This is a genomic window from Stenotrophobium rhamnosiphilum (genome assembly GCF_003052265.1).
Classification (GTDB): Bacteria; Pseudomonadota; Gammaproteobacteria; order Nevskiales; family Nevskiaceae; genus Stenotrophobium; species Stenotrophobium rhamnosiphilum.
This window is the reverse complement of record NZ_QANS01000003.1, coordinates 453,367-473,991: the sequence shown is the minus strand read 5'-3', so window position 1 is coordinate 473,991 and position 20,625 is coordinate 453,367. Positions and strand designations below refer to the sequence as shown.

Here is a 20,625-nt window from a genome sequence, read left to right as displayed (position 1 = left end):
AGTAAAAGTAAGGTTTGAGGCCTTTACGCTGGAATTTCGAACAGACCCGCTGCGCCCATGCCGCCACCGATGCACATGGTGATGACGACATATTTGACGCCACGGCGACGGCCTTCGATCAGCGCGTGGGCAACCATGCGCGAACCGCTCATGCCGAAGGGATGGCCGATAGAAATAGCACCACCGTTTACATTGAGCTTGTCGTTAGGAATGCCCAGCTTGTCGCGGCAGTAGATCACCTGCACAGCGAACGCTTCGTTGAGTTCCCACAGACCGATGTCTTTTACGCTGAGGCCGTGCTGCGCCAGCAACTTAGGAATAGCGAACACGGGGCCAATGCCCATTTCATCTGGACCGCAGCCCGCAACAGCGAAACCACGGTAGATGCCCAGCGGAGCAAGGCCGCGAGCCTTGGCTTCGTCGCGGCTCATCAACAGCGCAGCGGCAGCGCCGTCTGACAACTGCGATGCGTTGCCGGCGGTGACGTTGCTGCCGAGCTTTACGAACTTGCCGTCTTTCCAGACTGGCTTGAGTGCCGCGAGGCTTTCTGCGCTGGTGTCAGCGCGGTTGCCTTCGTCTTTGGTCAGCGTAACCGACTGCTTTTCAGTTGGATTGCCTTCCTTGTCGAACAGCTGCTTCACCGAAGCAAGCGGAACGATTTCGTCATCGAACTTGCCTGCGGCCTGTGCAGCGGCGGTGCGCTGTTGGCTCTGCAAGGAGTATTCGTCCTGCGCCTGACGCGAGATGCCGTAACGCTCGGCAACAACTTCTGCCGTCTCGATCATCTGAATGTACGCAGCAGGCTGTGCTGCGAGTACGGCTTCGGAAACAAAGCGATATGAATTCTTGAACTTGTTCTGCACCAGCGAGATCGATTCAACGCCGCCAGCAATCACAATCTTCTGTTCGCCGACGATGATGTTCTTCGCAGCGATAGCGATAGTCTGCAGACCGGATGAACACTGACGGTCGAGCGTCATGCCCGACACGGTGTCTGGCAGGCCGCCGGTGTAAGCGCAGAGACGACCGAGGTTATAAGCCTGCGTGCCTTGCTGTGCGGCGGAGCCGATCAACACGTCGTCGATTTCATCAGCGCCAACCTTGGCGCGCTCGACAACCGCTTTAACAACGTGGCCGCCGAGTACTGGCGCTTCGGTATCGTTGAAAGCGCCACGGAAAGCTTTGCCGATTGGCGTGCGGGCTACGGAGACAATCACTGCTTCAGTCATAACGTTCTCTTACGTACGTGTATTTGTTTTTGTAGGAGCGCCTCTTAGGCGCGATTGGCGATAGTGCCATCGCGCCTAAGAGGCGCTCCTACAAGCTTAATTAAAGTAGTAGCGGCTAATGGTTTCAGCAACGCAGGCCGGACGTTCCGCGCCTTCGATTTCAACGGTGACGCGGATGATGGCTTGCACGCCGCCGTCCTTGGTTTTTTCAGCAGCGATCAACTCGCCTTTGCCACGCAGACGTGAGCCGACTTTCACAGCGGACGGGAAGCGCACTTTGTCAGTGCCGTAGTTCACACCCATCTTCAGATTATCCAGCGTCGCCATCTGCTCTTGAAAGCTAGCAACCAGCGACAACGACAAATAGCCGTGCGCGATGCAGGCGCCGAACGGGCCGTCTTTGGCTTTAACTGGATCAACGTGAATCCACTGATGATCGCCGGTGGCTTCAGCAAACTGATTGATGCGCTCCTGCGAAATGACCACCCACTCGCTATCTGCGAGCTGCTTGCCAACCAGACTGAGTACACCTTCAACTGAACCGAATGATGGTTTCATGGAAATTTCCTTAAGCGCGTTGCGACGAAGCAGAAATCACTTCGCCAACCAGATAAGAGGAATACTCGGAAGCGAGGAACACCATCACGTTAGCGATCTCGAACGCTTCTGCACCACGGCCAAAGGCTTCGCGGCTGGCGAGTTCATTGAGCAGCGATTCCGGCGCGGATTTGCGCAGGTGATCGTGAAAAACAATCGATGGCGACACAGCATTAATGCGAATGCCGTAGTCAGCGGCTTCAAGCGCGCTGCAGCGCGTCAGTGCCATTACGCCCGCTTTTGCTGCAGCGTAATGAGCCTGTTCTTTCTGCGCGCGCCAGCCCAACACCGAAGCGTTGTTGACGATTGCGCCTTTGCCGCGTGGCTGCATTTTCTTCAGCATCGCACGCGTCATACGGAACGTACCGGTGAGGGTCACGTCCAGCACTTTGTTCCATTCTTCATCAGCCATATCGACAACGCGCTTGCTGCCGCCAAGGCCTGCGTTGTTGATCAGCACATCAACGCCGCCGAGTTTTTCTTCAGCCGTATCGATCAGCGTCTGCACGTCGGCTTCAACAGCGACGTTACAAACCTGACCAAACACCTGTGCGTCTGGAAATTCTTTCTGCAGCGCCTGCGCGGCTTCTTCAGTGCGGCGCGGATGAACGTCCGACAGCATCAGCGCGCGTGCGCCTTCTTCAAGGCAACGCTTGGCTGCGGCGAAACCGATGCCACCGCCAGCAGCAGCGGTGATCAAAACGGTTTTGCCTTTGAGCAAACCGTGCGCGGGAACGTAAGGAGGAATTGGCTGTGCCATGTTTTTATCTCAGGCCGCGGGACGAGGTTCGCGTGGCATGCCCAGCCCACGTTCCGCGATCAGGTTAAGTTGAATTTCGTTCGTGCCGGCATAAATGGTGTCGGCACGTGAGAAGAAGAATAGCTGTTGCAGCGGACGAATAGCCGGATCATCCGACGGCACATCTGCGAGCGGGCCCAGCACGTCGACGGCAAGCTTGCCGAGATCGCGGTGCCAGTTGCTCCAGTAATACTTGCCGATGATGGCTTCGCGCTGCAGCGTGGTGCTGTCACCGCTGAGCATGCGCAGTGCGTTGTAGCGCATCACACGCAGACCGCACCATGCGTTCGCAATGCGCTGACGCACCTGCGGATTTTTGTCTTTGCCGGTAGCGCGTGCAGCGGCGATCACCAGATCCAGCTCATGCGTAAAGTGCATCTGCTGGCCCAGCGTGGAAACACCACGCTCAGCTTCCAACAGACCCATCGCAACTTTCCAACCATCGCCAGGTGCGCCGACGATGTGATTGGCTTGCGCGGTCGCGCTATCAAAGAACACTTCGTTGAATTCGCAGCCACCGCCGAGTTGGCGAATGCCACGGATTTCGATGCCCGGCTGATTCAGCGGCATCAACAAGAATGCGAGACCTTTGTTGCCCTTGCTGCCGGGTTCGCAGCGCGCGAGCACGAAGATCCATTCAGATTCGTGCGCGAGCGAGGTCCAGATTTTCTGGCCACTGACGCGCCATGAGCCATCGGCTTCCTGCCAGCATTTGGTTTGTACGTTGGCGAGGTCGGAACCTGCGCCCGGCTCCGAGTAACCCTGCGCCCAGAAAGTCGTGCCCGCAACAATGCCGGGCAGGAATTCTTTCTTCTGCGCTTCGCTACCGAACTTGATCAGCGCAGGGCCAAGCAAGCCTTCGCCGATGTGACCCATACGGCCGGGGCCGCCAGCACGTGCGTATTCTTCGTGGAAGATGACTTGCTGTTCGATCGAGAGTCCACGACCGCCAGCATCTGCAGGCCAACCCACGCAAGTCCATTGACCCGCAGCAAGTTCGCGCTCCCACTCTTTGCGCATCGCTGGATCCGCTTCTTCATCGCCAGGACCACCGCGATATTTGAGCGAGGTGTACTTGCCGACCAGATGCTTCTGCATCCAAGTCGCGACTTCCTTGCGGAAGGTTTCGTCAGCAGCGGTTGATTGCAAGTTCATGCGTGCACCGCGCTGCTGAAAAGTGTTTCAGCGATCTGCTCACGCAGCGCATCGCTATCGCCGAGCCAATGGCTACTAGCCTGTGCGCGCTTGAAGTAAAGCTGTGGGTCGTATTCCCAAGTAAAGCCAACGCCGCCGTGCAACTGAATCGCTTCACCCGCGCAGTAGAACAGCGCATCGCCAGCGAGGGCGCGGGCCATCATGCATTCAGTTGCGAGCACGTCGATGGACGCGTCACCTGCAGCTTGTGCGGCAGCGCCATAAACAGCGGAGCGCAGCGCTTCGATCTTCACCATCATTTCAGCGCAGCGATGCTTCACGGCCTGAAATGATCCAACCACGCGACCAAACTGTTTGCGCGTAGCGGTGTACGCAACGGTGAGATCAAGACACTGTTGTGCTGCACCGAGTTGTTCGGCGGCAACGTACAGACGCGCCAAAGCGAGGCTGCGTGCAAAGCCTGCGCTACGGATAGGCTCATCCACACGCGCATCAGCAGGCAACATCAAATCCATGATCACGCGCGAAAAACGGCGCGTGGTATCCCAAGGCTCAGCGGTGAGGATCTGCATGCCGTTGGAGTCTGCAGGCACGGCAAACAAGCCAAGACCTTCTGATGTATTCGCAAAAATCAGCAGCAGCTCAGCGTTGGCTGCATCCGGCACACGATCCACCACGCCTTGAATGCGCCAGTGGCCGCTCTCGCGAGTTGCGACAACATTGGCCGCAGCAGCAGACCAACCAGCCACATCGCTAGGCAGTGGCAGCGTTGCACGCAGACCGCCTTCAGCGAGCGAGGACAGATACTGTTTTTGAGCGGCATTGCTGCCGACTTCTTTCAAAATATTGGCGGCGAGGCAAACCGTGGAGAAGAACGGCGCGCACAAAAGGCGACGGCCAATCTGTTCCTGCACCAGCGCGATCTCAACCGCGCCGAGGCCCAAGCCACCATGTTCTTCCGGCACGGCAATGCCGCACCAACCGAGTTCACTGGCAATGCGCTGCCACACCGATTCGTCATAACCACGCTCGCTGGCCATGGCCTTGCGCACAGCCGCGCTATCGCTCACATCCGCGAGAAAATTCTCGGCGGCGTCGCGAATCATGATCTGGTCTTCGTTAAGCGAAAAATCCAAGCTAATCAACCCACGGGCTAGGCGCCGGACAGGGACTTCCGGCAGATAACTGATTATTCAACGCCAGCGGGCGGAAACTCTTCATCCATAAGGGTTATGCGGGCGGGCCAAACCCTGCAACTACGGGCTTTAGCGGTGTGTTGCCAGACTCCCCAATCCGGCGTTAAATCCATCCGAACGGACCCAATGCCCTTCTGCCACGCGGAAGGCGTCAATCACAGACGGAACTGCCCTGATCCCTTGGGAGAGTTAACCAGTGTCCTTGTCAGGCCTCACACCCTTCCGGCGGAGAGCCGCTCCGTTGCTGATCTGCCTGAGCTGGGCACTTACTGGCTGCGCGACCTATAAGCCCCCAGCACTTCCAGCCAGTCAAAAAGCGACGCTCTACGTCTCTCAGTTTCCTTACTCGATGAGCTTTCAGAAAATGGATGGGGTGGACGTTGCGCTGGGGTCGAGCTGGCGCACCGTGAAAATGAAATCACTGGAGCTTGCTCCGGGCAGACACACTGTTTCGATCGAAATCACGATGCGCTTCTTCGAACAGACATTCGATGGATCGACCAATGTTTCCTTCGTTGCCAAGCCCGGCAAGACTTACGTCATCAGGACTCAGATCAACAGCAGCGATCACCAGTCTCTGCGCGCGTGGGTTGAACAATCAAAGCGCGCAGTGCCTGACCCGTAGCCCGGGTGAAACCCGGGATTTTTCTTGATCGGTGGAAGTGGTTCCCGGGTTGCACCCGGGCTACAAGCTTATTTCCGTGACCGGCATTGCACCGGTCACGGAATAAAACAATTAACGACCGAGGGCCATTCGGAAAGGCTTAATCAAACGCGCAGTGGCGTTCTTCGCTTTGCTCGATGTCTTGCCATCAAACTCCAACACGCCGTCATTGATCGGACTGCGACGCATGGTCGGAATTTCTTGCAGATAGTTTTGCACCACACGCCATGGCGCACGCTTGCCCTGACGTGGCAGACGATCTGCAGCACGCTGGATGTAGCCAGAAGCCAGCGCACCCATCACGGTGTCTTCTGAAGCGCTGTCTTCGTCGTCACGCGGAATGACGGACTTGTAGCCCTTCTTATCCATGTAGTTGATGACGCGGCAAACGTATTCGCTGGCCAAGTCTGCGCGCAGCGTCCACGAAGCATTGGTGTAGCCAATCACGATCGCGGCATTCGGCACGTCTTGCAGCATGACGCCTTTGTAGGTGAGATGGTCTTTAGGAGCGACGAGTTCGCCATCGACATGCACCGCAACGCCGCCGAGCATCTGCACTTCCAATCCGGTTGCAGTGACAACGATATCTGCTTTGATGGTTTCACCGGAGCGCAGCTTGATGCCGTCTGCGGTGAAGGTATCGATGACATCCGTCTCGATCGACGCTTTGCCTTTGCGCAACGCCTTGAACAGATCGCCGCTCGGCACAACGCAGAGGCGCTGATCCCAAGGGTTGTAGCTCGGCGTGAAGTGACGCATGTCGACTTTGTCGCCGACCTGTTTTTTGATCAAGCCGAGAATCATGCGACGCACAAGCTTGGGATGACGACGCGATGCCTCATACAGGAAACGCTGAAGACCAATATTGCGCGTGCGGTTGAGGCGATACGCGATCTTGGCAGGCAAGTACTTTTGCAAACGCGCAGCAACCGGATCAATACCGGGCACTGACAAAATATAAGTTGGCGAACGCTGCAACATGGTGACGTGCTCAGCCTTGTCTGCCATAGACGGAACCAGCGTGATCGCTGTTGCGCCGCTACCGATGATCACTACGCGCTTGCCGGTGTAGTCAAGATTTTCTGGCCAGTGTTGCGGATGAATGAACTGACCTTTGAATTTGGATTCGCCTTCAAACTTCGGACGATAGCCTGCGTCGTAGTTGTAGTAGCCGGTCGCGCCAAGCAGGAACGAAGCCGTGTAGGTTTCTGTCTTGCCGCTGGCTTCGTCCAACACTTCAACAGACCAGTGCTTTTTCGCTGAAGACCAATTCGCACTCAAAACCTTGCGGCCGAATTGAATGTGTTGCTCGACATCGTACTCACGTGCAGTTTCGGTGACGTACTTCTTGATCGACGGACCATCCGCCAACACGCGTGGCTCAGTCCATGGCTTGAAGTTATAACCGAAGGTGTACATGTCCGAATCCGAGCGGATGCCGGGATAACGGAACAAATCCCAAGTGCCGCCGATGGCCTCACGACGTTCAATGATCGCGAAAGTTTTGTTCGGGCATTCGCGACGCAAGTGACATGCGGCGCCGATGCCGGAGAGGCCGGCGCCGATGATGAGTACGTCTACTGCTTTTGCTGAAGCTGACGCAGATTGCTTCTTCATTTTTTGATTCCAGTTATTTCATGTGTCATCCCGAGTGCAACGAGGGATCTTGCTTCATCTCTATGCGACTAGAGCGAATGCAAGATTCCTCACTACGTTCGGAATGACAAGTTTATCTATTGAACAGCGCGAGTATTACTTAGTGAACCGCGCCATTCACAGGCAGTTCAAATCCCATTTCCGTACGACGTCTCGCAAGCGCCTCGTCTGCCTCGTGATCGTTCGGGTGGAAACCCGGACGGAAGTAATCGAACAATTTCGGAATCGTCGGCGTGAAGAAACCTTTGCGGCCGAACATTTCTTTCATGCCGAAGCGCCAGCTCTTCCAGTTGGTGAGCTGTTTGTCGTGACGCATCATTTTCACTTCGATGTGCACCAGCGCGGCCGACAGGCCGAGCATTGCGATGACCATGCCAGCAGCGCGCGTGGGGTAATCGCCGCCAATCGCTTTGTAAGTATCGAAGGCCACAGCCTTGTGCTCGGACTCTTCAATCGCATGCCAGGTCCACATCTTGCGCATGGTCGGATCTGCCATCAGGTCGTGCGTTTTCTGATGTTCGAGAAACTGCTGTGCCCAAGTCGCGGTGAAATGTTCCAGCGCGCAAGTGATCGACAGATCCAGCTTCTTTGAGCCAGCGCGATGAATGAAGCCGAGCAGATTGAGTGCAATCTTTTCGATGTCCTTCAGCGGCAAGCCTTGAGCGACCAGATGATTGTCCAGCGCCAGATGCGCTTTGGAGTGCATCGCTTCCTGACCGATGAAGGCGCTGATTTCTTTCTGCAGTTGTTCGTCTTTGACCTGATCACGCACAGCGCGAACGGATTTAACGAAGAACATTTCGCCATCTGGAAACAGTGCGGCCATGCCCTGCATGAAGTGCGTCAGCGTTGGATTGTTCCCGAACCAATATTTGGGCGTTGCACTGAAATCGAATTCTGGACGACGTACGGGGAACGTGGCGCCTTCGTGGCGCGCACCGTTGTCCGCAGTGAAAGTACGTACAGGCTTGCTGCGAACTGTCGTAGAAGTAGAAGTTGAGAGTGACATGAGAATCTCCTATGGAGTTTTCTTATCGAACTGAATTAAGCAGCTTGGGCCAAAGGCACCGCAGCTGCATTGCGATGCCAGAATCCACGCAAACGACGCGCAGTGACACCAGGAACTTCAATCATTGGAAGATGCCCGACGCGATTCAGACGCTTCACTTCTGCATGCGGCAACACCGCTGCGATAGCGTCGGCACAAGACACATCGAGAATGCGATCTTGTTCGCCCCACAGCACCAGCGTGGGCGCTTTGATGGCATCAATGCCAGGCAATTTTTCGGACGGCGTTCTGCCCACCAGATGCGAGAACAGATGCAGATTTACTGCGCGACGATTAACGAAATCACCGTACATCGCAGGTGCGAGTGCCAGCGTGATCGCCATACGATTGCGCTCGACGACGCTTTCAAACAACTGCATCACATCTGCAAACGTACGAGCGATGAGGCCGTTTTTTCCTTCCAGCAAACCCTTTTCAAACGGGCTGGCGTTTGCACCGCGCACACCAGCGGAGTTCATCAGCGTGAGTGTTTCTACGAGTTGCGGATGACGCGCGGCAAGTAAGCCTGCGATAGCGCCGCCCATTGAACTGCCAACGACATGCGCTGGTGCTTTAACGTGTTTCTGCGCCCATTCAGCAACGCGCGCAACCTGTGCGTCCATTGAGTAATCAGCGTCATGAATAAATTGGCTTTCGCCCCAGCCCGGAAGATCAGGTGCGTAGACATGAAAGCGCGAAAGTAAAAACGGCGCCATCAACAGCCAGTTTTCTTTGCTCGATGTGAAGCCATGCAACAGAACAACCGCTTCGCCTTTAGTGTTGCCGCCTTCCATCCAAACGACTTTGTGGCCATCGACTTCAGTGACATGGCGACGCATGCCGGTGGCGCGGCGCTGAAGATCACGCATCAGCGGCCATGCAAGACCGGCGGGCTGCCAGTTGCGCAGTTCTTCTGCATCAACCGTTTCAGCTTTGGAGAGATAAACCGCGCCGACTTCATGCAAGAACGCATCTTGGGCGGCTTTAAACGTCGTCAGCTTTTTGAGTGCTGAAGAAGCTTTGGCGAGAACCTTGGGCATCGAACCTCCTAATCATCCACGAGCCGTTGGCGGCATCGCATGGCGCAAGAAATTAGGCCTCTGAACCTATTCGGTCATTGGCTTGAATGACATCGTACAATGTCACATTAACGATACGGAAGGTGTGGCCGGAGGAAATGCGGATTTTTACCTTTTAAAACAAGCATTAAAGCTTGCTTGAAAGGTGGCATTTTGGGCTTGGAACAAGCCTTGTTTGCTTTGAAATTTGGCTGAAATGGCCGTGTAGGCTGGGTTGGAGCGCAGATTCGTAGGGTGGGTAGAGCGCAGCGAAACCCACCGTGGGCTCACATTTACGAGATGGTGGGTTTCGCTGCGCTCTACCCACCCTACAAAAGCTTTGGTTTTTATACCGCTAAATAGGGCTGAATACCGGCCAGTTCTTCTTCATTAAGCGCCACCGGCTCACGTGTTGTCGTGTCGATGCGGACAACGACGGTCACATTGGTGGCGACACAATGCTCACCGTTAAACATGCCGAGTCCTAGCGAAAAAGACGTGCGCCCAATCTTGGTTACACGCATACCGATACGCAGACTCGCCGGATAATGCAGCTCGCGGTGATAGTCCATCTCAGCGCGAACAATCACGCCCTGCCGTTGCGCACCTGGTTTCCACAGACCCGTGGTCTGTAGAAATACAACGCGACCACTTTCGGCGAAGGTGAAAAAAGCCTTGTTGTTAACGTGACCCAGCACATCGAGATCGGCGAAGCGAACATGCTCATCAACCCAGAAGCTATACGCCGCTGGATCTTGCGCCGATCTCAATGTGCCGCTGTTACTCAAGTCCCGTAAACCTTCTGCGCTTTCGGCGACTCTGCAATCAAACCATCAACTACGTCGGTCAGCTCTGCTGGATTCCAGCGTGCTTTCTTGTCGCGGACGATGCCGGTCTTCCAGCCGGTTGCGATGGAGAGCTTGCCGCCTTCCACTTCAAAGATCTTGCCGCTGACGTGTGCGGACAGCGAGCTGCACAACCACACAACCAAAGGTGCAACGTTTTCTGGAGCGTAATGATCGAAGCTGCCGTCTTCTGGCTTCTTCATCATCGCGCCGAACGGGCCTTCGGTCATGCCGGTACGCGCGGCCGGAGCCAGTGCGTTCGCGGTGACGCCATAACGGCCGAGTTCTGCGGCCTGCACCAATGTCAGTGAAGCGATGCCGGCTTTAGCAGCCGAGTAGTTGCCTTGACCAATGTTGCCCTGCAAACCTGCGCCGGAGCTGGTGTTGATGATGCGACCTTCAACTTTCTGGCCCGCCTTGACCTGATCGCGCCAGCGCTTGACCAAGGTGTTGGCAATGCAGAAGTGACCTTTGAGGTGAACGCGAACCACCACGTCCCACTCGTCTTCGCTCATCGAAGCGAACATGCGATCACGCACGACGCCTGCGTTGTTGACCACACCGTGTGCATCGCCGAATGCATCGACGGCAGTCTTCACGATATTTTCAGCGCCAGCCATGCTGGTGATGTCATCGCTGTTGGCAACTGCTTTGCCGCCAGCTGCAACGATTTCAGCAACGACGGCATCTGCCGCTTCGCGCTTGATGTCGTTAACCACAACGTTGCCGCCTTCAGCAGCAATCGCCATCGCGTAACCACGGCCAAGGCCTGCGCCTGCGCCGGTGACGATGATCGTACGGTTGTTACAAATGCCCATTTCTAAATTCCCTTCGTATTTATTCCCCTCTCCCGCAGACGGGAGAGGGAACTTACTAATTACAGACGTTCGATGATCGTGACGTTAGCCAGACCGCCGCCTTCGCACATGGTCTGCAGGCCGAAGCGCTTATTGGTGCGTTCCAGTTCATGCAGCAGCGTGGTCATCAGCTTGGTGCCGGTGGCGCCGAGTGGATGAGCCAGTGCAATGCCGCCGCCGTTGACGTTGGTCTGTGCGTGCGGGTAACCAGTTTCCTTCAGCCAAGCGAGCACAACAGGTGCAAACGCTTCGTTGATTTCAACGAGGTCGATATCCGACAGCTTCATGCCTGCTTTCTTCAGCGCATAAGCAGTCGCTGGGATTGGCGCGGTGAGCATGAAAATCGGGTCATCGCCGTACACGCTGATGTGATGAATGCGTGCGCGTGCTTTGAGGTTGTACTTCTTCAGTGCTTTTTCAGAAACGATCAGCATTGCGGAAGAAGCGTCACCGGTCTGGCTTGAAACGCCAGCGGTGATGGTGCCGCCTGGAGCCAGTGGCTCAAGCGTTGCCATTTTTTCAATCGTGGTTTCGCGCGTGGTTTCGTCGTGCTCAAGGCCAGCGATTGGAACGATTTCTTTTGCGAAACGACCTTCAGCAATCGCGCGACGTGCACGCACGTGGCTTTCGAGTGAGAACTCTTCCATCTCGCGACGCGTGATGTTCCACTTGTCGGCAATCATCTGCGCGCCAACAAACTGCGAAACAGGCTGCGTGCCGAAACGCTTAACCCAGCCTTCGGAACCGGAGAACGGATCTTTGAAGCCGAGTGGTTGCGCTGCGATCATCGCGGACGAAATAGGAATCTGCGTCATCGTCTGCACGCCGCCAGCAATGACGACATCCTGCGTGCCGCTCATCACCGCCTGCGCTGCAAAGTGAACTGCCTGCTGCGACGAACCACATTGACGATCAATCGTCACGCCAGGAACGTGCATCGGCAAACCAGCAGCAAGCCAGCTGCTACGTGCAATGTTGCCAGCGAGAGGGCCGATTGCATCCAAGCAACCAAAGATCACATCGTCGTAATCTTCTGCGGGAATGTTGTTGCGCTCAACCAAGGTCTTGAGAGCGAACGCGCCGAGATCAGCGCCGTGAATGTGTGAGAGGGCGCCCTTGCGCTTGCCGGTTGGCGTGCGCAGTGCATCCACAATATAGGCTTCAGCCATCGTCTTGCTCCGCTATTTAAATAATTAGGTGAACGTTTCGCCAGGGCCCAGTGCTGCGCCGCTGGAATAAATAAAATCGGCAATGCGCTTCTTGTGGAAGCTCTGATCGCCCCACGCGGCATTGAGTGCCCAAGCGCGTTTCATGAACATCTGCAGATCAGCTTCCCAAGTGTAGCCCATGGCTCCGTGCACCTGGATGCTCTTGCGCGCAGAGAACCATGCAGCTTCGCCGCAGGCCAATTTTGCGTGAGAGACATTCACCGAACGACGCGACTTGTCGTGCATCACTGAATACGCAGCGCGATAAAGCACAGGCTTGGCGAATTCGATTTTCACGGCGACATCTGCGAGCTGATGCTTCACGGCCTGGAAAGAACCAATCGGTTTGCCGAACTGTTTGCGCTGCGCGCTGTAGTCGATGCCCAGATCAAGCATGCGCTGTGCAAGGCCAATCAAATGCGCAGCGGCTGCAAGTGCAGCGCGATCCAACAAGCCCTGCCACAAAGAAGCGCCATGGCTAGCAGGGCAAATGCGTGTGGCATCGCTCGGCTTCCACGTCACGTCAAACAAACGGCGTGAAGCGTCGATGCTGGTACGCAAAGTCATCTGCACTTGCTTACGCTGCACCGCGTGAATTTCGTCGTTGTGCCACATCAGCAACAGATCAGCGTTGCCTGCGTCAGCCACCATCGGATTCACCGGATGAGCAATCGCTATGCGTGCGGAACCGTTGGCAATCTTCGGCAGCCACTCTTTCTTCAGTGCAGCGTCGCCCGGCAAGTTGTTGAGCAACCATGCGGCGAGATATGCGGTGTCTGACAAGGAATCTGGAATGGCGTAATAGCCGAGTTCCTGATGAATCAGAATCCAGTCGAGATCGCCAAGGCCAATGCCGTTGAATTCTTCTGGCACTGAGAGCGCCGTCAACCCTTGTTCAGCCAGCTTCTCGCGCAATGCTTTTGAGCGACCGCTTTCGGTTTCCCAAATCTCGCGCAGCATTTCCGGCGCAGCTTCCACCATCAGGAACTTGCGAATGGAATCGCTGAAGTCGATGTGATCTTCTTTAAAGGTAAAGTCCATTTGTCGCGCTCCTTATGACCGCGGCAAGCCGAGCATGCGCTCAGCGATAATGTTGCGCTGGATTTCGTTTGAGCCTGCGTAAATCGGGCCCGCTTGCGAGAACAGAAAGCCGTCTAGCCAGCGCGAAATTTCACCCGCTTCGCCGTCTTGCGTCATCAGCTCAGCGCTTGGGCCGAGGATGTGCATCGCAGCTTCGTTCATCGCCAGGTCCATTTCGGACCAGAAGATTTTGTTGGTGCTCGCTTCGGCGCCGATATGGCCGCCTTTACGCAAACGGCTCGCCGTTGCGTAAGTGGAGAGTGCGTAGGCTTCTGAATCCATCCAGCTCTTGACGACGGCATCGCTGATTGAAGGATCCGCAGTTTCGCGGTTGTCCTTGTAAAGCTCGATGAGGTCTTTCGAAGTTTTCTGGAAACGGCCCGGCGAACGCAGCATCAAGCCGCGCTCAAATCCAGCGGTGGCCATCGCAACATTCCAACCCTGACCTTCTTCGCCCATGCGGTTTTCAACCGGCACGCGCACGTCGTCAAAAAAGATTTCAGCAAAACCCGGCAGGCCATTGAGCTGCTTGATCGGGCGAATGCTGATGCCCGGCAAATTCAGTGGCAGCAATACAAATGTGAGACCGTGGTGACGCGAGGATTCTGGATCACTGCGGAACAACCCGAACAACCAGTCTGCGAACACTGCACGCGTCGACCAGGTTTTCTGACCATTGATGACGTAGTGATCGCCATCACGCACAGCCTTGCAACGAATTGCCGCCATGTCCGAACCAGCACCTGGTTCCGACCAGCCCTGCGCCCAAAGATCATCGCCCGCTGCCATGCGTGGCAGGAAGCGCTTCTTCTGTTCTTCGGTGCCGTATTCCATCAAGGTCGGCGCCAACAGGAAGATACCGTTCTGATTCACGCGCAGCGGTGCGCCCGCGCGCCAGTATTCTTCTTCAAAAATCAGCCACTCAATCAGATCGCAACCGCGACCACCGAGTTCGGTTGGCCAGGTCACTGCGCTCCAACGACCCGAGTGCAGCTTGCGCTCCCACTCGCGGTGCTCTTCGAAACCTTCCTTGGTATCGAAGCTCTTTAATTCATGCGATGGCACATTGGCTGCCAGCCATTCGCGAATTTCAGCGCGGAACTTCGTTTGACGCTCGGTATATTCGAGTCTCACGGTTTATTTTCCTTCGAATTTTGCGTCACGCTTTTCTACGAAAGCTCGACGTGTTTCAGCGGAGTCCTTGCTGGCATAAGCCTGCAAGGTGAAGCCCTGCTCCCAGCGATATTTGGTTTCGAGATTGCCGTCTTCGATGCCGTTCAGTGATTCCTTCGCCAAGCGAATCATCACGGTGCTCTTGGCAGCGATCTTTGCAGCGATAGCGAGCGCGGCATCGCGCAGCTCAGCCTTCGTCACAACTTGTTCAATCGCGCCGAGGCGATAAGCTTCAGCCGCAGTGATCGAATCGCCGGTGAAATACATCATGCGAACTTTCTGCACGGGGAACAGGCGCTGCAAATGCGCGCCGCCGCCCATCGCACCGCGATCCACTTCTGGCACGCCGAAGGTGGCGCAATCCGAAGCGACAACAATGTCAGCCGCACCAGCGAGGCCAATGCCGCCGCCGAGTACGAAGCCATGAACAGCAACAATCACTGGCAATGGATTGCGATGTACGGCTTCGAAGCTGCGGTAGTTGCCGGCATTCACCGAAACAATGCGCTCTGGTTCTTTATCCAATTCTTTAATGTCGACGCCGGCGCAGAAGCCGCGGCCTTCCGAGCGCAACACAATCACGCGTGCTTCAGAAGAAGCGCCAACGCGATTGATCTCATCAGCCAACGCATGCCAGCCCGCGTCATTCAGCGCGTTAACCGGAGGACGGTTGATGACGATCTCAGCGATGCCGTCGTTGATCGTGGTCGTGAAGCCGTTGTTCATGTGAACCTCTATTTCGCCAGCGCAGCAAGCCGCTGTTCGGCTTCGCTGACGATGTTGTTGATCAGTTCAGCAACGCTGGGCAGCGCGCCAATGTTTGCAGCAACTTGTCCGCTCGGCAGTACGCCTTCATCCGGACGACCTTCAACCATTGCACGCTGAATCAGCACAGGTGCATTGGCAGCCATCATGGTTTGAATGGCGGAATCGCCTTCAGACAGTGCAGCGAAAAATGTTTTGGCCATGTGCGCAATCGACATGCCCGTGTGCTGGCGCCAAGCCCATGCGCTGGAGAGCGCAACGAACAAGCGACGCAGCAAACCACCGTTCTCAAGCTTGAGCAGGAAAGGATTGTCGATCATGCGCTGTGGCATGCCGTCGACTGCCGTCGATGCACGGATGTGCGATGGCTCTTTCACTGCAATATATTTTTCCAGCGTCGCGCGTGGCACAGGCGAATCGCTGGTCATCAGGAAGCGCGTGCCCATTGCGATGCCGGCAGCACCATAAGCGAGTGCGCCTGCGAGGCCGCGACCATTGTAGAAACCACCGGCAGCGACAACCGGAACTTTCACTGCATCCAAAACTTGCGGCAGCAACAACGTGGTTGGAACGGAACCCGTATGGCCACCACCTTCACCACCTTGAACGGTGATGATGTCTGCGCCGAGCTCAACTGCTTTCTGTGCGTGCTTGAGTGCGCCGACCGTTGGCATGCACAGCACGCCAGCATCCTTGAAGCGCTTGATGGTCTTGGCATCTGGACCACGGCCATACGAAACCGCACGAACGCGATCGCTGTTCTTGATGACCAGCTCAATCACTTCGGCAGCGTTGGGCTGGAACATGTGGAAGTTCACGCCAAACTTCGTGTCGGTTGCTGCGCGCACTGCTGCAATTTCTTTTGCGAGCAATTCAGTCGACATCGTTGCTGCAGCGAGAAAGCCAAAGCCACCGGCCTTACTCGTTGCAATCACGAGATTGCTATCAGCCACCCAACCCATCGCAGTCTGCACGATGGGGTATTTGCAGCCGAGTAATTCGGTTAGAGCAGTTTTCATTAGCGCTTCACGATCACGGAAGAACCGTGTCCGAACAACCCTTGGTTAGCGGTGATGCCGACCTTGGCATCCGCAACCTGACGATCACCGGCCTGGCCACGCAACTGCCAAGTGAGTTCGCAAACCTGTGCGAGTGCTTGCGCTGGAACCGCTTCGCCGAAGCATGCGAGACCACCAGAAGCATTCACTGGAATACGGCCGCCAACTTTGGTTGCGCCTTCGCGCACCAACTGTGCAGCTTCACCGCGTGCGCAGAGTTGCAGATCTTCAATCCAATCCAATTCCAACGCAGTCGAGAGGTCATAGACTTCTGCGAGGCTGATGTCGCTTGGGCTGATGCCTGCTTCTTCATAAGCCTTGCGTGGCAATGCAGCGCGGAACGATTGAGCCGGAACGGCAATCGCGGAATCGGTTGCGATGTCTGGCATCTCAACGAGTGCTGATGCAAACGTCGGCGTTACGGTCGAGATCGCAGCAATGCGAGGGGCATTGGCCTTGCCAATTTTCTTCGCATACTCAACGCTGGAAACGATGATCGCAGCGGCGCCGTCAGACACGGCACAGATATCCATCAAGCGCAGCGGATCAGCAACGATGCTCGATGCAGCAACTTCTTCTGCAGTGAATTTCTTGCGATAGCGCGCGTTGACGTTGTTGAAGCCGTGTTCAGCGTTCTTCACCTTCACCAGCGCGAAATCGGCTTGCGTGTCACCGTACATCTCCATGCGACGACGCGCATAGAGCGCGAAGTAAGTCGGATTGGTAATGCCGAGACGGAAGCGAACCCAATCTGGATCATCCGGACGATCGCCAGGTGCAGGCTTGAGGAATCCTTTCGGCGTGGTGTCGCTGCCGATGACGAGTGCGACTTCGCATTCGCCAGACAAAATCTTGGAGCGCGCAGCGGCGAGTGCTTGTGAACCCGATGCGCAGGCAGCGTACGAGGTGTTGACCTGCGCGCCCTGCCAGCCGAGTGCCTGCGCAAACGTCGCACCTGCAACCTGACCGGGATAACCGTTACGAATGGTGGCGGCGCCAGAAACAAACTGCACATCGCGCCAGTTCACACCGGAGTCGGCGAGCGCTGCGCGAGCAGCAACAACACCGTAGTCGATGAAGCTCTTGCCCCACTTGCCCCAAGGGTGCATGCCGACGCCAAGAATGGCGATGTCTTTATTCGTGCTCATTTGGCTGCACCAGTCGGCTTCCACTTCCAAGTCAGCTTGCCGTCAGAAAGTGGTTCCAACACCAGCTCCACTTCCAAACCAGCCTTGAGCGATTCAACGCCCACGCCAGCAACGACTTGTCCGAGCACAATCATTTTTTCTTTTTCGAGTTCAACCGCTGCAATCGCAAACGGAACGAACGCGTCTTTATCCACCTGCACATAAGGCTCAGGTGGCTGATACACCGCATTGGTGAACGACCAGACCTTGCCGGTGCGCGAGAGCGGCACTTCTTCAAACGCTTCGCCTGCGCAATCAGGATTGCGGCAGAACGTTTTCAGCTTGGGAAAGTAGTACGTGCCGCATGCAACGCAACGCGAGCCGAGCAATTGCGGCGCGCCTGCGTCTAGCGTGAACCAACCTTCGAGGACTGGAGCGCTCATGTTTAGGCAGCAGCCTTGATCGCAGGCGGATTGCCCTTCAACACCATGCCACGCATGTTGTGCGGATCGAGCTTGCGGATGATCGCAAACTGTTCTGCGGTCGGCAGTGCGGTTTCGCCAAGGTTGTCGATGGCGATCAGCGGAAAACCAGTCGCAGCTTGAACCTGTTCAAACGTCACGCCCGGATGCAGCGAGATCACGCGTGCTGCATGATCAGGGCCACCGAAATCCAGCACGCAAAGATCCGTCACAACAACGCGAATGTCTGCGTAGTCGCGCTTCATGCCAGCGCCCCAACGTTCGGCCTTGTAGCCAACGCCGGAAACCATATCGACTTCACCCGCAACGAACACGCGCGTGTTGTGCGCAGGGACGAAGAAGGAGTTGATGTGATTGATGCTGTTGCCAGGCAAACCACGAACGCCAAGAACGGCGGATTTTGGTTTTGCGTAGTCAGGGCCAACGCATGAGAGATTGGTCTGCCCCCAACGGTCGATCTGCGTCGGGCCGATCATGGCGTGGCGCTTGCCGCCCCACACGCATTCGAACACGCGATCGAAAGACATATAGCCTTCGAACTTCGGCACGTAATCAGCCGCACGAGGACCAAGTGGTGCGGGTTCGCTGACGAGATAGGCTTCGCTATCCGTCATCAGCAGTTCAGGGGAATGCGTCATCTTCGCCAAGCTCGCGCCGAGGCGCGGGATGGTGGTGATGCCGGAGGCGAGCAGTTCGCCATTGTTGCGCCAGGTTTCGCTGGCAGCAGTGATCATCAGTTCTGCGAGAGTTGCGTCGCTCATATCAATACACCGGCAGCTTGAGTTTGGATACGCGTTCAGCACCGCCAACTTTGGCGAGATAAGCCTCTTCGCCTACGTTGACGAACTCATCGGCGTATTTCTGCCAGCCACCTTCTTCGCTTGCAGAAGCGTTGTAAGCCTTGAGGTGATCCATATCGAGACCGTAGTTGGGGCCGAGATACGTTGGATGTGCGCCGCAAGGGGCGTGCACAACGGTTTGCACCAGATAACGCTCGAAAGCGTTTTGCTTGGCGGTTTCAGCATCAACCGTCAGACGATCGTGCAGCACTTCGGTGCTGACGATGGTGTGGCTGGATGCACGCGCAAACAGATTGTCGAAGAACACATCGTGACCGCGCAGCAATGTGTTGCCGATCTTGTCGCTCTCATTCACGTGAATCAGCGCAGCGTCGAGTTTGAGCGCAGGCATCGCGACATAAACTTCGCCGTCGTCATAAGGCGATGCGATCGTCTTGAGGCGCGGGTTCTTGGCGAGCACGTCAGTCGCGAGACCGCAGCGCGTCGGCAGGAATGACATGCGCATGCCAGCGGCGCGTAGGCCCCACTCGAACATGCCTTCGTCGTATTCCTCAATCTGGATCGTGCCGCTCTCACGAGCTTTGCGGTAGTAAGGCTCGAGCGGAATTGCGTCCATGGTGACGAAAGCGAAGATCAGCTTTTTCACTTTGCCAGCAGCGCAGAGCATGCCAACGTCAGGACCGCCGTAGGAAACGATGGTGAGGTCGCGTAGGGGCGAGCGCAGGATTTCGCGCACGAGTGCCATCGGCTTGCGACGAGGGCCCCAGCCGCCAATGCCAATGGTCATGCCATCGCGCAACTCGGCAATCGCCTCGGCTGCAGTTTTTTGTTTTGTGAAGGTCATTTTATTTGCAACTTAATGTGCGGTTGATTGAACTAGCGGAAGCCGACTGAGAAGTCGTGGCCCCATACAGAAACGCGTTCGCCATTGGTGGCCTGCCAGGTTGCAGGATCAACATCGATGCCGCCCCAGCCGTATTCCACGGCGAAGTTGGATGGCGTGTTCATGTAGAACGAAGTCATCTTGTCGTTTTCGTGCTGGCCGAGGGTGGCCATCAGCTTGATGCCGAGTTTTTCGCGGCGGTCATGAGCCAAGCCGACTTCGGTCATCGAGTTCACTTCCACCATGATGTGGATGCAGCCGCTCGGGCTCGGCATTTCAGCCAGCGCGAAGCTGTGGTGACGCCCGCTGGCGGCGTGCATGAAGAACATGCGCATTACCGGCGCATCTGGACCCGGCTGGAACTTGAAGCTATCGGACAGACCAAAACCGAGCACGTCGCGGAAAAAGGCGAACGTGGCATCGAAGTTGAGGCAAGGCAGAACCGTGTGGCCCATGCCCTGTTTGCCGGTCTTGAAGCCGGTGACGCCGATCGGTGAAACGAAGGCTGCATTGCCACCTGCGTAGCCCCAGACCAGTTCATGCGTGTTGCCGGAAGGGTCGACAAAAGTCGCCACGTCCTTGAAACCACGGGTTTTCTTCAATTCTGGGCTGCCAGGCGTGACGCTGACGCCAGCCTTTTCGATGGCCACAACTGTAGCTTTGAAATCGGCTTCGTTGGCGACTTCCCAGCCCGAAAAGAGGTAGCGATCTTCAGCGCCCGGAACCACGACGATGCGGTAGTCGCGCTCATCCAGTTTCACAAACAGACCACCGCCTGCTGAAGGGGCGGTTGCTGCGCCGAGCATCTGCTCGCCGTATTGCTGCCATTTGCTCACATCAGTGGATTGCGCCACGACATACGCCAGCGCCTGAATTTTGCCCATGGAAAGGTTCCGCCAAAGATAGGTTTGGATGCTCAGAATTATCAGTATCTATATGGTTTTG

At 56.2% G+C, this 20,625-nt stretch carries 21 protein-coding genes; 1 reads left to right on the top strand and 20 read right to left on the bottom strand.

Features of this window, described 5'->3' with window-relative positions; translation table 11 throughout:
* Nucleotides 1–23: 23 nt before the first annotated feature.
* The 5 genes from CJD38_RS09735 to CJD38_RS09715 form a co-directional block, all read right to left on the bottom strand.
* Nucleotides 24–1,229 carry an acetyl-CoA C-acyltransferase gene (locus CJD38_RS09735; protein ID WP_107940137.1) on the bottom strand — a complete coding sequence of 402 codons (1,206 nt, stop codon included), beginning with the start codon at nucleotides 1,227–1,229 and terminating at the stop codon, nucleotides 24–26.
* A 96-nt stretch (nucleotides 1,230–1,325) separates the two neighbouring features.
* Complete coding sequence (locus CJD38_RS09730) at nucleotides 1,326–1,787, bottom strand: MaoC family dehydratase (protein ID WP_107940136.1); 462 nt, start codon at nucleotides 1,785–1,787, stop codon at nucleotides 1,326–1,328.
* A gap of 10 nt (nucleotides 1,788–1,797) precedes the next feature.
* The gene (locus CJD38_RS09725) at nucleotides 1,798–2,586 is read right to left on the bottom strand and encodes an SDR family oxidoreductase (protein WP_107940135.1); all 789 of its coding nucleotides are present in this window, start codon (nucleotides 2,584–2,586) and stop codon (nucleotides 1,798–1,800) included.
* A gap of 9 nt (nucleotides 2,587–2,595) precedes the next feature.
* The gene (locus tag CJD38_RS09720) at nucleotides 2,596–3,780 is read right to left on the bottom strand and encodes an acyl-CoA dehydrogenase family protein (protein WP_107940134.1); all 1,185 of its coding nucleotides are present in this window, start codon (nucleotides 3,778–3,780) and stop codon (nucleotides 2,596–2,598) included.
* Nucleotides 3,777–4,886, bottom strand: coding sequence for an acyl-CoA dehydrogenase family protein (locus CJD38_RS09715; protein ID WP_206362933.1), 1,110 nt, complete (start codon nucleotides 4,884–4,886; stop codon nucleotides 3,777–3,779). Before CJD38_RS09715 ends, CJD38_RS09720 begins: the two co-directional genes overlap by 4 nt.
* 286 nt (nucleotides 4,887–5,172) lie before the next feature.
* Here CJD38_RS09715 and CJD38_RS18365 point away from each other — a divergent pair, with 286 nt between their 5' ends.
* Nucleotides 5,173–5,601 carry a hypothetical protein gene (locus CJD38_RS18365; RefSeq protein ID WP_146165969.1) on the top strand — a complete coding sequence of 143 codons (429 nt, stop codon included), beginning with the start codon at nucleotides 5,173–5,175 and terminating at the stop codon, nucleotides 5,599–5,601.
* Between the two features lie 111 nt (nucleotides 5,602–5,712).
* Here CJD38_RS18365 and CJD38_RS09705 read toward each other — a convergent pair whose 3' ends face one another.
* From CJD38_RS09705 to CJD38_RS09635, 15 genes are all read right to left on the bottom strand, one after another.
* Complete coding sequence (locus tag CJD38_RS09705) at nucleotides 5,713–7,257, bottom strand: flavin-containing monooxygenase (RefSeq protein WP_107940132.1); 1,545 nt, start codon at nucleotides 7,255–7,257, stop codon at nucleotides 5,713–5,715.
* A 139-nt stretch (nucleotides 7,258–7,396) separates the two neighbouring features.
* A complete protein-coding gene (locus CJD38_RS09700) occupies nucleotides 7,397–8,305 on the bottom strand; it encodes a metal-dependent hydrolase (RefSeq protein ID WP_107940131.1) in 909 nt (302 codons plus the stop codon).
* 35 nt (nucleotides 8,306–8,340) lie between these two features.
* Nucleotides 8,341–9,384 (bottom strand): alpha/beta fold hydrolase, encoded by a 1,044-nt coding sequence (locus CJD38_RS09695; protein WP_107940130.1) that lies wholly within the window; start codon nucleotides 9,382–9,384, stop codon nucleotides 8,341–8,343.
* 365 nt (nucleotides 9,385–9,749) lie between these two features.
* A complete protein-coding gene (locus CJD38_RS09690; protein WP_107940129.1) occupies nucleotides 9,750–10,190 on the bottom strand; it encodes an acyl-CoA thioesterase in 441 nt (146 codons plus the stop codon).
* Nucleotides 10,187–11,065, bottom strand: a complete 879-nt coding sequence (locus tag CJD38_RS09685; protein ID WP_107940128.1) for an SDR family oxidoreductase — start codon at nucleotides 11,063–11,065, stop codon at nucleotides 10,187–10,189. The genes CJD38_RS09690 and CJD38_RS09685 overlap by 4 nt, the downstream gene beginning before the upstream one ends.
* Before the next feature lie 59 nt (nucleotides 11,066–11,124).
* Nucleotides 11,125–12,273, bottom strand: coding sequence for an acetyl-CoA C-acetyltransferase (locus CJD38_RS09680; protein ID WP_107940127.1), 1,149 nt, complete (start codon nucleotides 12,271–12,273; stop codon nucleotides 11,125–11,127).
* 24 nt (nucleotides 12,274–12,297) lie between these two features.
* On the bottom strand, nucleotides 12,298–13,353 hold the full coding sequence (locus CJD38_RS09675) for an acyl-CoA dehydrogenase family protein (protein WP_107940126.1): 1,056 nt from the start codon (nucleotides 13,351–13,353) through the stop codon (nucleotides 12,298–12,300).
* A 12-nt stretch (nucleotides 13,354–13,365) separates the two neighbouring features.
* Nucleotides 13,366–14,526: an acyl-CoA dehydrogenase family protein gene (locus tag CJD38_RS09670; protein ID WP_107940125.1), complete on the bottom strand. Its 1,161-nt coding sequence runs from the start codon at nucleotides 14,524–14,526 to the stop codon at nucleotides 13,366–13,368.
* Between the two features lie 3 nt (nucleotides 14,527–14,529).
* Nucleotides 14,530–15,291, bottom strand: coding sequence for an enoyl-CoA hydratase family protein (locus tag CJD38_RS09665; RefSeq protein ID WP_107940124.1), 762 nt, complete (start codon nucleotides 15,289–15,291; stop codon nucleotides 14,530–14,532).
* 8 nt (nucleotides 15,292–15,299) lie between these two features.
* Nucleotides 15,300–16,349, bottom strand: coding sequence for an NAD(P)H-dependent flavin oxidoreductase (locus CJD38_RS09660; RefSeq protein WP_107940123.1), 1,050 nt, complete (start codon nucleotides 16,347–16,349; stop codon nucleotides 15,300–15,302).
* Complete coding sequence (locus tag CJD38_RS09655; protein ID WP_107940122.1) at nucleotides 16,349–17,536, bottom strand: lipid-transfer protein; 1,188 nt, start codon at nucleotides 17,534–17,536, stop codon at nucleotides 16,349–16,351. The genes CJD38_RS09660 and CJD38_RS09655 overlap by 1 nt, the downstream gene beginning before the upstream one ends.
* Nucleotides 17,533–17,958 carry a Zn-ribbon domain-containing OB-fold protein gene (locus tag CJD38_RS09650; RefSeq protein ID WP_107940121.1) on the bottom strand — a complete coding sequence of 142 codons (426 nt, stop codon included), beginning with the start codon at nucleotides 17,956–17,958 and terminating at the stop codon, nucleotides 17,533–17,535. Before CJD38_RS09650 ends, CJD38_RS09655 begins: the two co-directional genes overlap by 4 nt.
* Nucleotides 17,959–17,960: 2 nt before the next feature.
* Nucleotides 17,961–18,758: a CoA-transferase subunit beta gene (locus tag CJD38_RS09645; protein ID WP_107940120.1), complete on the bottom strand. Its 798-nt coding sequence runs from the start codon at nucleotides 18,756–18,758 to the stop codon at nucleotides 17,961–17,963.
* Nucleotide 18,759: 1 nt separating this feature from the next.
* On the bottom strand, nucleotides 18,760–19,641 hold the full coding sequence (locus CJD38_RS09640) for a CoA transferase subunit A (RefSeq protein ID WP_107940119.1): 882 nt from the start codon (nucleotides 19,639–19,641) through the stop codon (nucleotides 18,760–18,762).
* 32 nt (nucleotides 19,642–19,673) lie between these two features.
* Nucleotides 19,674–20,564, bottom strand: coding sequence for a VOC family protein (locus tag CJD38_RS09635; RefSeq protein ID WP_107940118.1), 891 nt, complete (start codon nucleotides 20,562–20,564; stop codon nucleotides 19,674–19,676).
* Between the last annotated feature and the right edge of the window lie 61 nt (nucleotides 20,565–20,625).

Bases quoted from the DNA above. Each gene is read 5' to 3' on its own strand.
- CJD38_RS09735 (WP_107940137.1), bottom strand. From the start codon at position 1,229: ATGACTGAAGCAGTGATTGTCTCCGTAGCCCGCACGCCAATCGGCAAA.
- CJD38_RS09730 (WP_107940136.1), bottom strand. From the start codon at position 1,787: ATGAAACCATCATTCGGTTCAGTTGAAGGTGTACTCAGTCTGGTTGGC.
- CJD38_RS09725 (WP_107940135.1), bottom strand. From the start codon at position 2,586: ATGGCACAGCCAATTCCTCCTTACGTTCCCGCGCACGGTTTGCTCAAA.
- CJD38_RS09720 (WP_107940134.1), bottom strand. From the start codon at position 3,780: ATGAACTTGCAATCAACCGCTGCTGACGAAACCTTCCGCAAGGAAGTC.
- CJD38_RS09715 (WP_206362933.1), bottom strand. From the start codon at position 4,886: ATGATTCGCGACGCCGCCGAGAATTTTCTCGCGGATGTGAGCGATAGC.
- CJD38_RS09705 (WP_107940132.1), bottom strand. From the start codon at position 7,257: ATGAAGAAGCAATCTGCGTCAGCTTCAGCAAAAGCAGTAGACGTACTC.
- CJD38_RS09700 (WP_107940131.1), bottom strand. From the start codon at position 8,305: ATGTCACTCTCAACTTCTACTTCTACGACAGTTCGCAGCAAGCCTGTA.
- CJD38_RS09695 (WP_107940130.1), bottom strand. From the start codon at position 9,384: ATGCCCAAGGTTCTCGCCAAAGCTTCTTCAGCACTCAAAAAGCTGACG.
- CJD38_RS09685 (WP_107940128.1), bottom strand. From the start codon at position 11,065: ATGGGCATTTGTAACAACCGTACGATCATCGTCACCGGCGCAGGCGCA.
- CJD38_RS09680 (WP_107940127.1), bottom strand. From the start codon at position 12,273: ATGGCTGAAGCCTATATTGTGGATGCACTGCGCACGCCAACCGGCAAG.
- CJD38_RS09675 (WP_107940126.1), bottom strand. From the start codon at position 13,353: ATGGACTTTACCTTTAAAGAAGATCACATCGACTTCAGCGATTCCATT.
- CJD38_RS09665 (WP_107940124.1), bottom strand. From the start codon at position 15,291: ATGAACAACGGCTTCACGACCACGATCAACGACGGCATCGCTGAGATC.
- CJD38_RS09660 (WP_107940123.1), bottom strand. From the start codon at position 16,349: ATGAAAACTGCTCTAACCGAATTACTCGGCTGCAAATACCCCATCGTG.
- CJD38_RS09655 (WP_107940122.1), bottom strand. From the start codon at position 17,536: ATGAGCACGAATAAAGACATCGCCATTCTTGGCGTCGGCATGCACCCT.
- CJD38_RS09650 (WP_107940121.1), bottom strand. From the start codon at position 17,958: ATGAGCGCTCCAGTCCTCGAAGGTTGGTTCACGCTAGACGCAGGCGCG.
- CJD38_RS09645 (WP_107940120.1), bottom strand. From the start codon at position 18,758: ATGAGCGACGCAACTCTCGCAGAACTGATGATCACTGCTGCCAGCGAA.
- CJD38_RS09640 (WP_107940119.1), bottom strand. From the start codon at position 19,641: ATGACCTTCACAAAACAAAAAACTGCAGCCGAGGCGATTGCCGAGTTG.
- CJD38_RS09635 (WP_107940118.1), bottom strand. From the start codon at position 20,564: ATGGGCAAAATTCAGGCGCTGGCGTATGTCGTGGCGCAATCCACTGAT.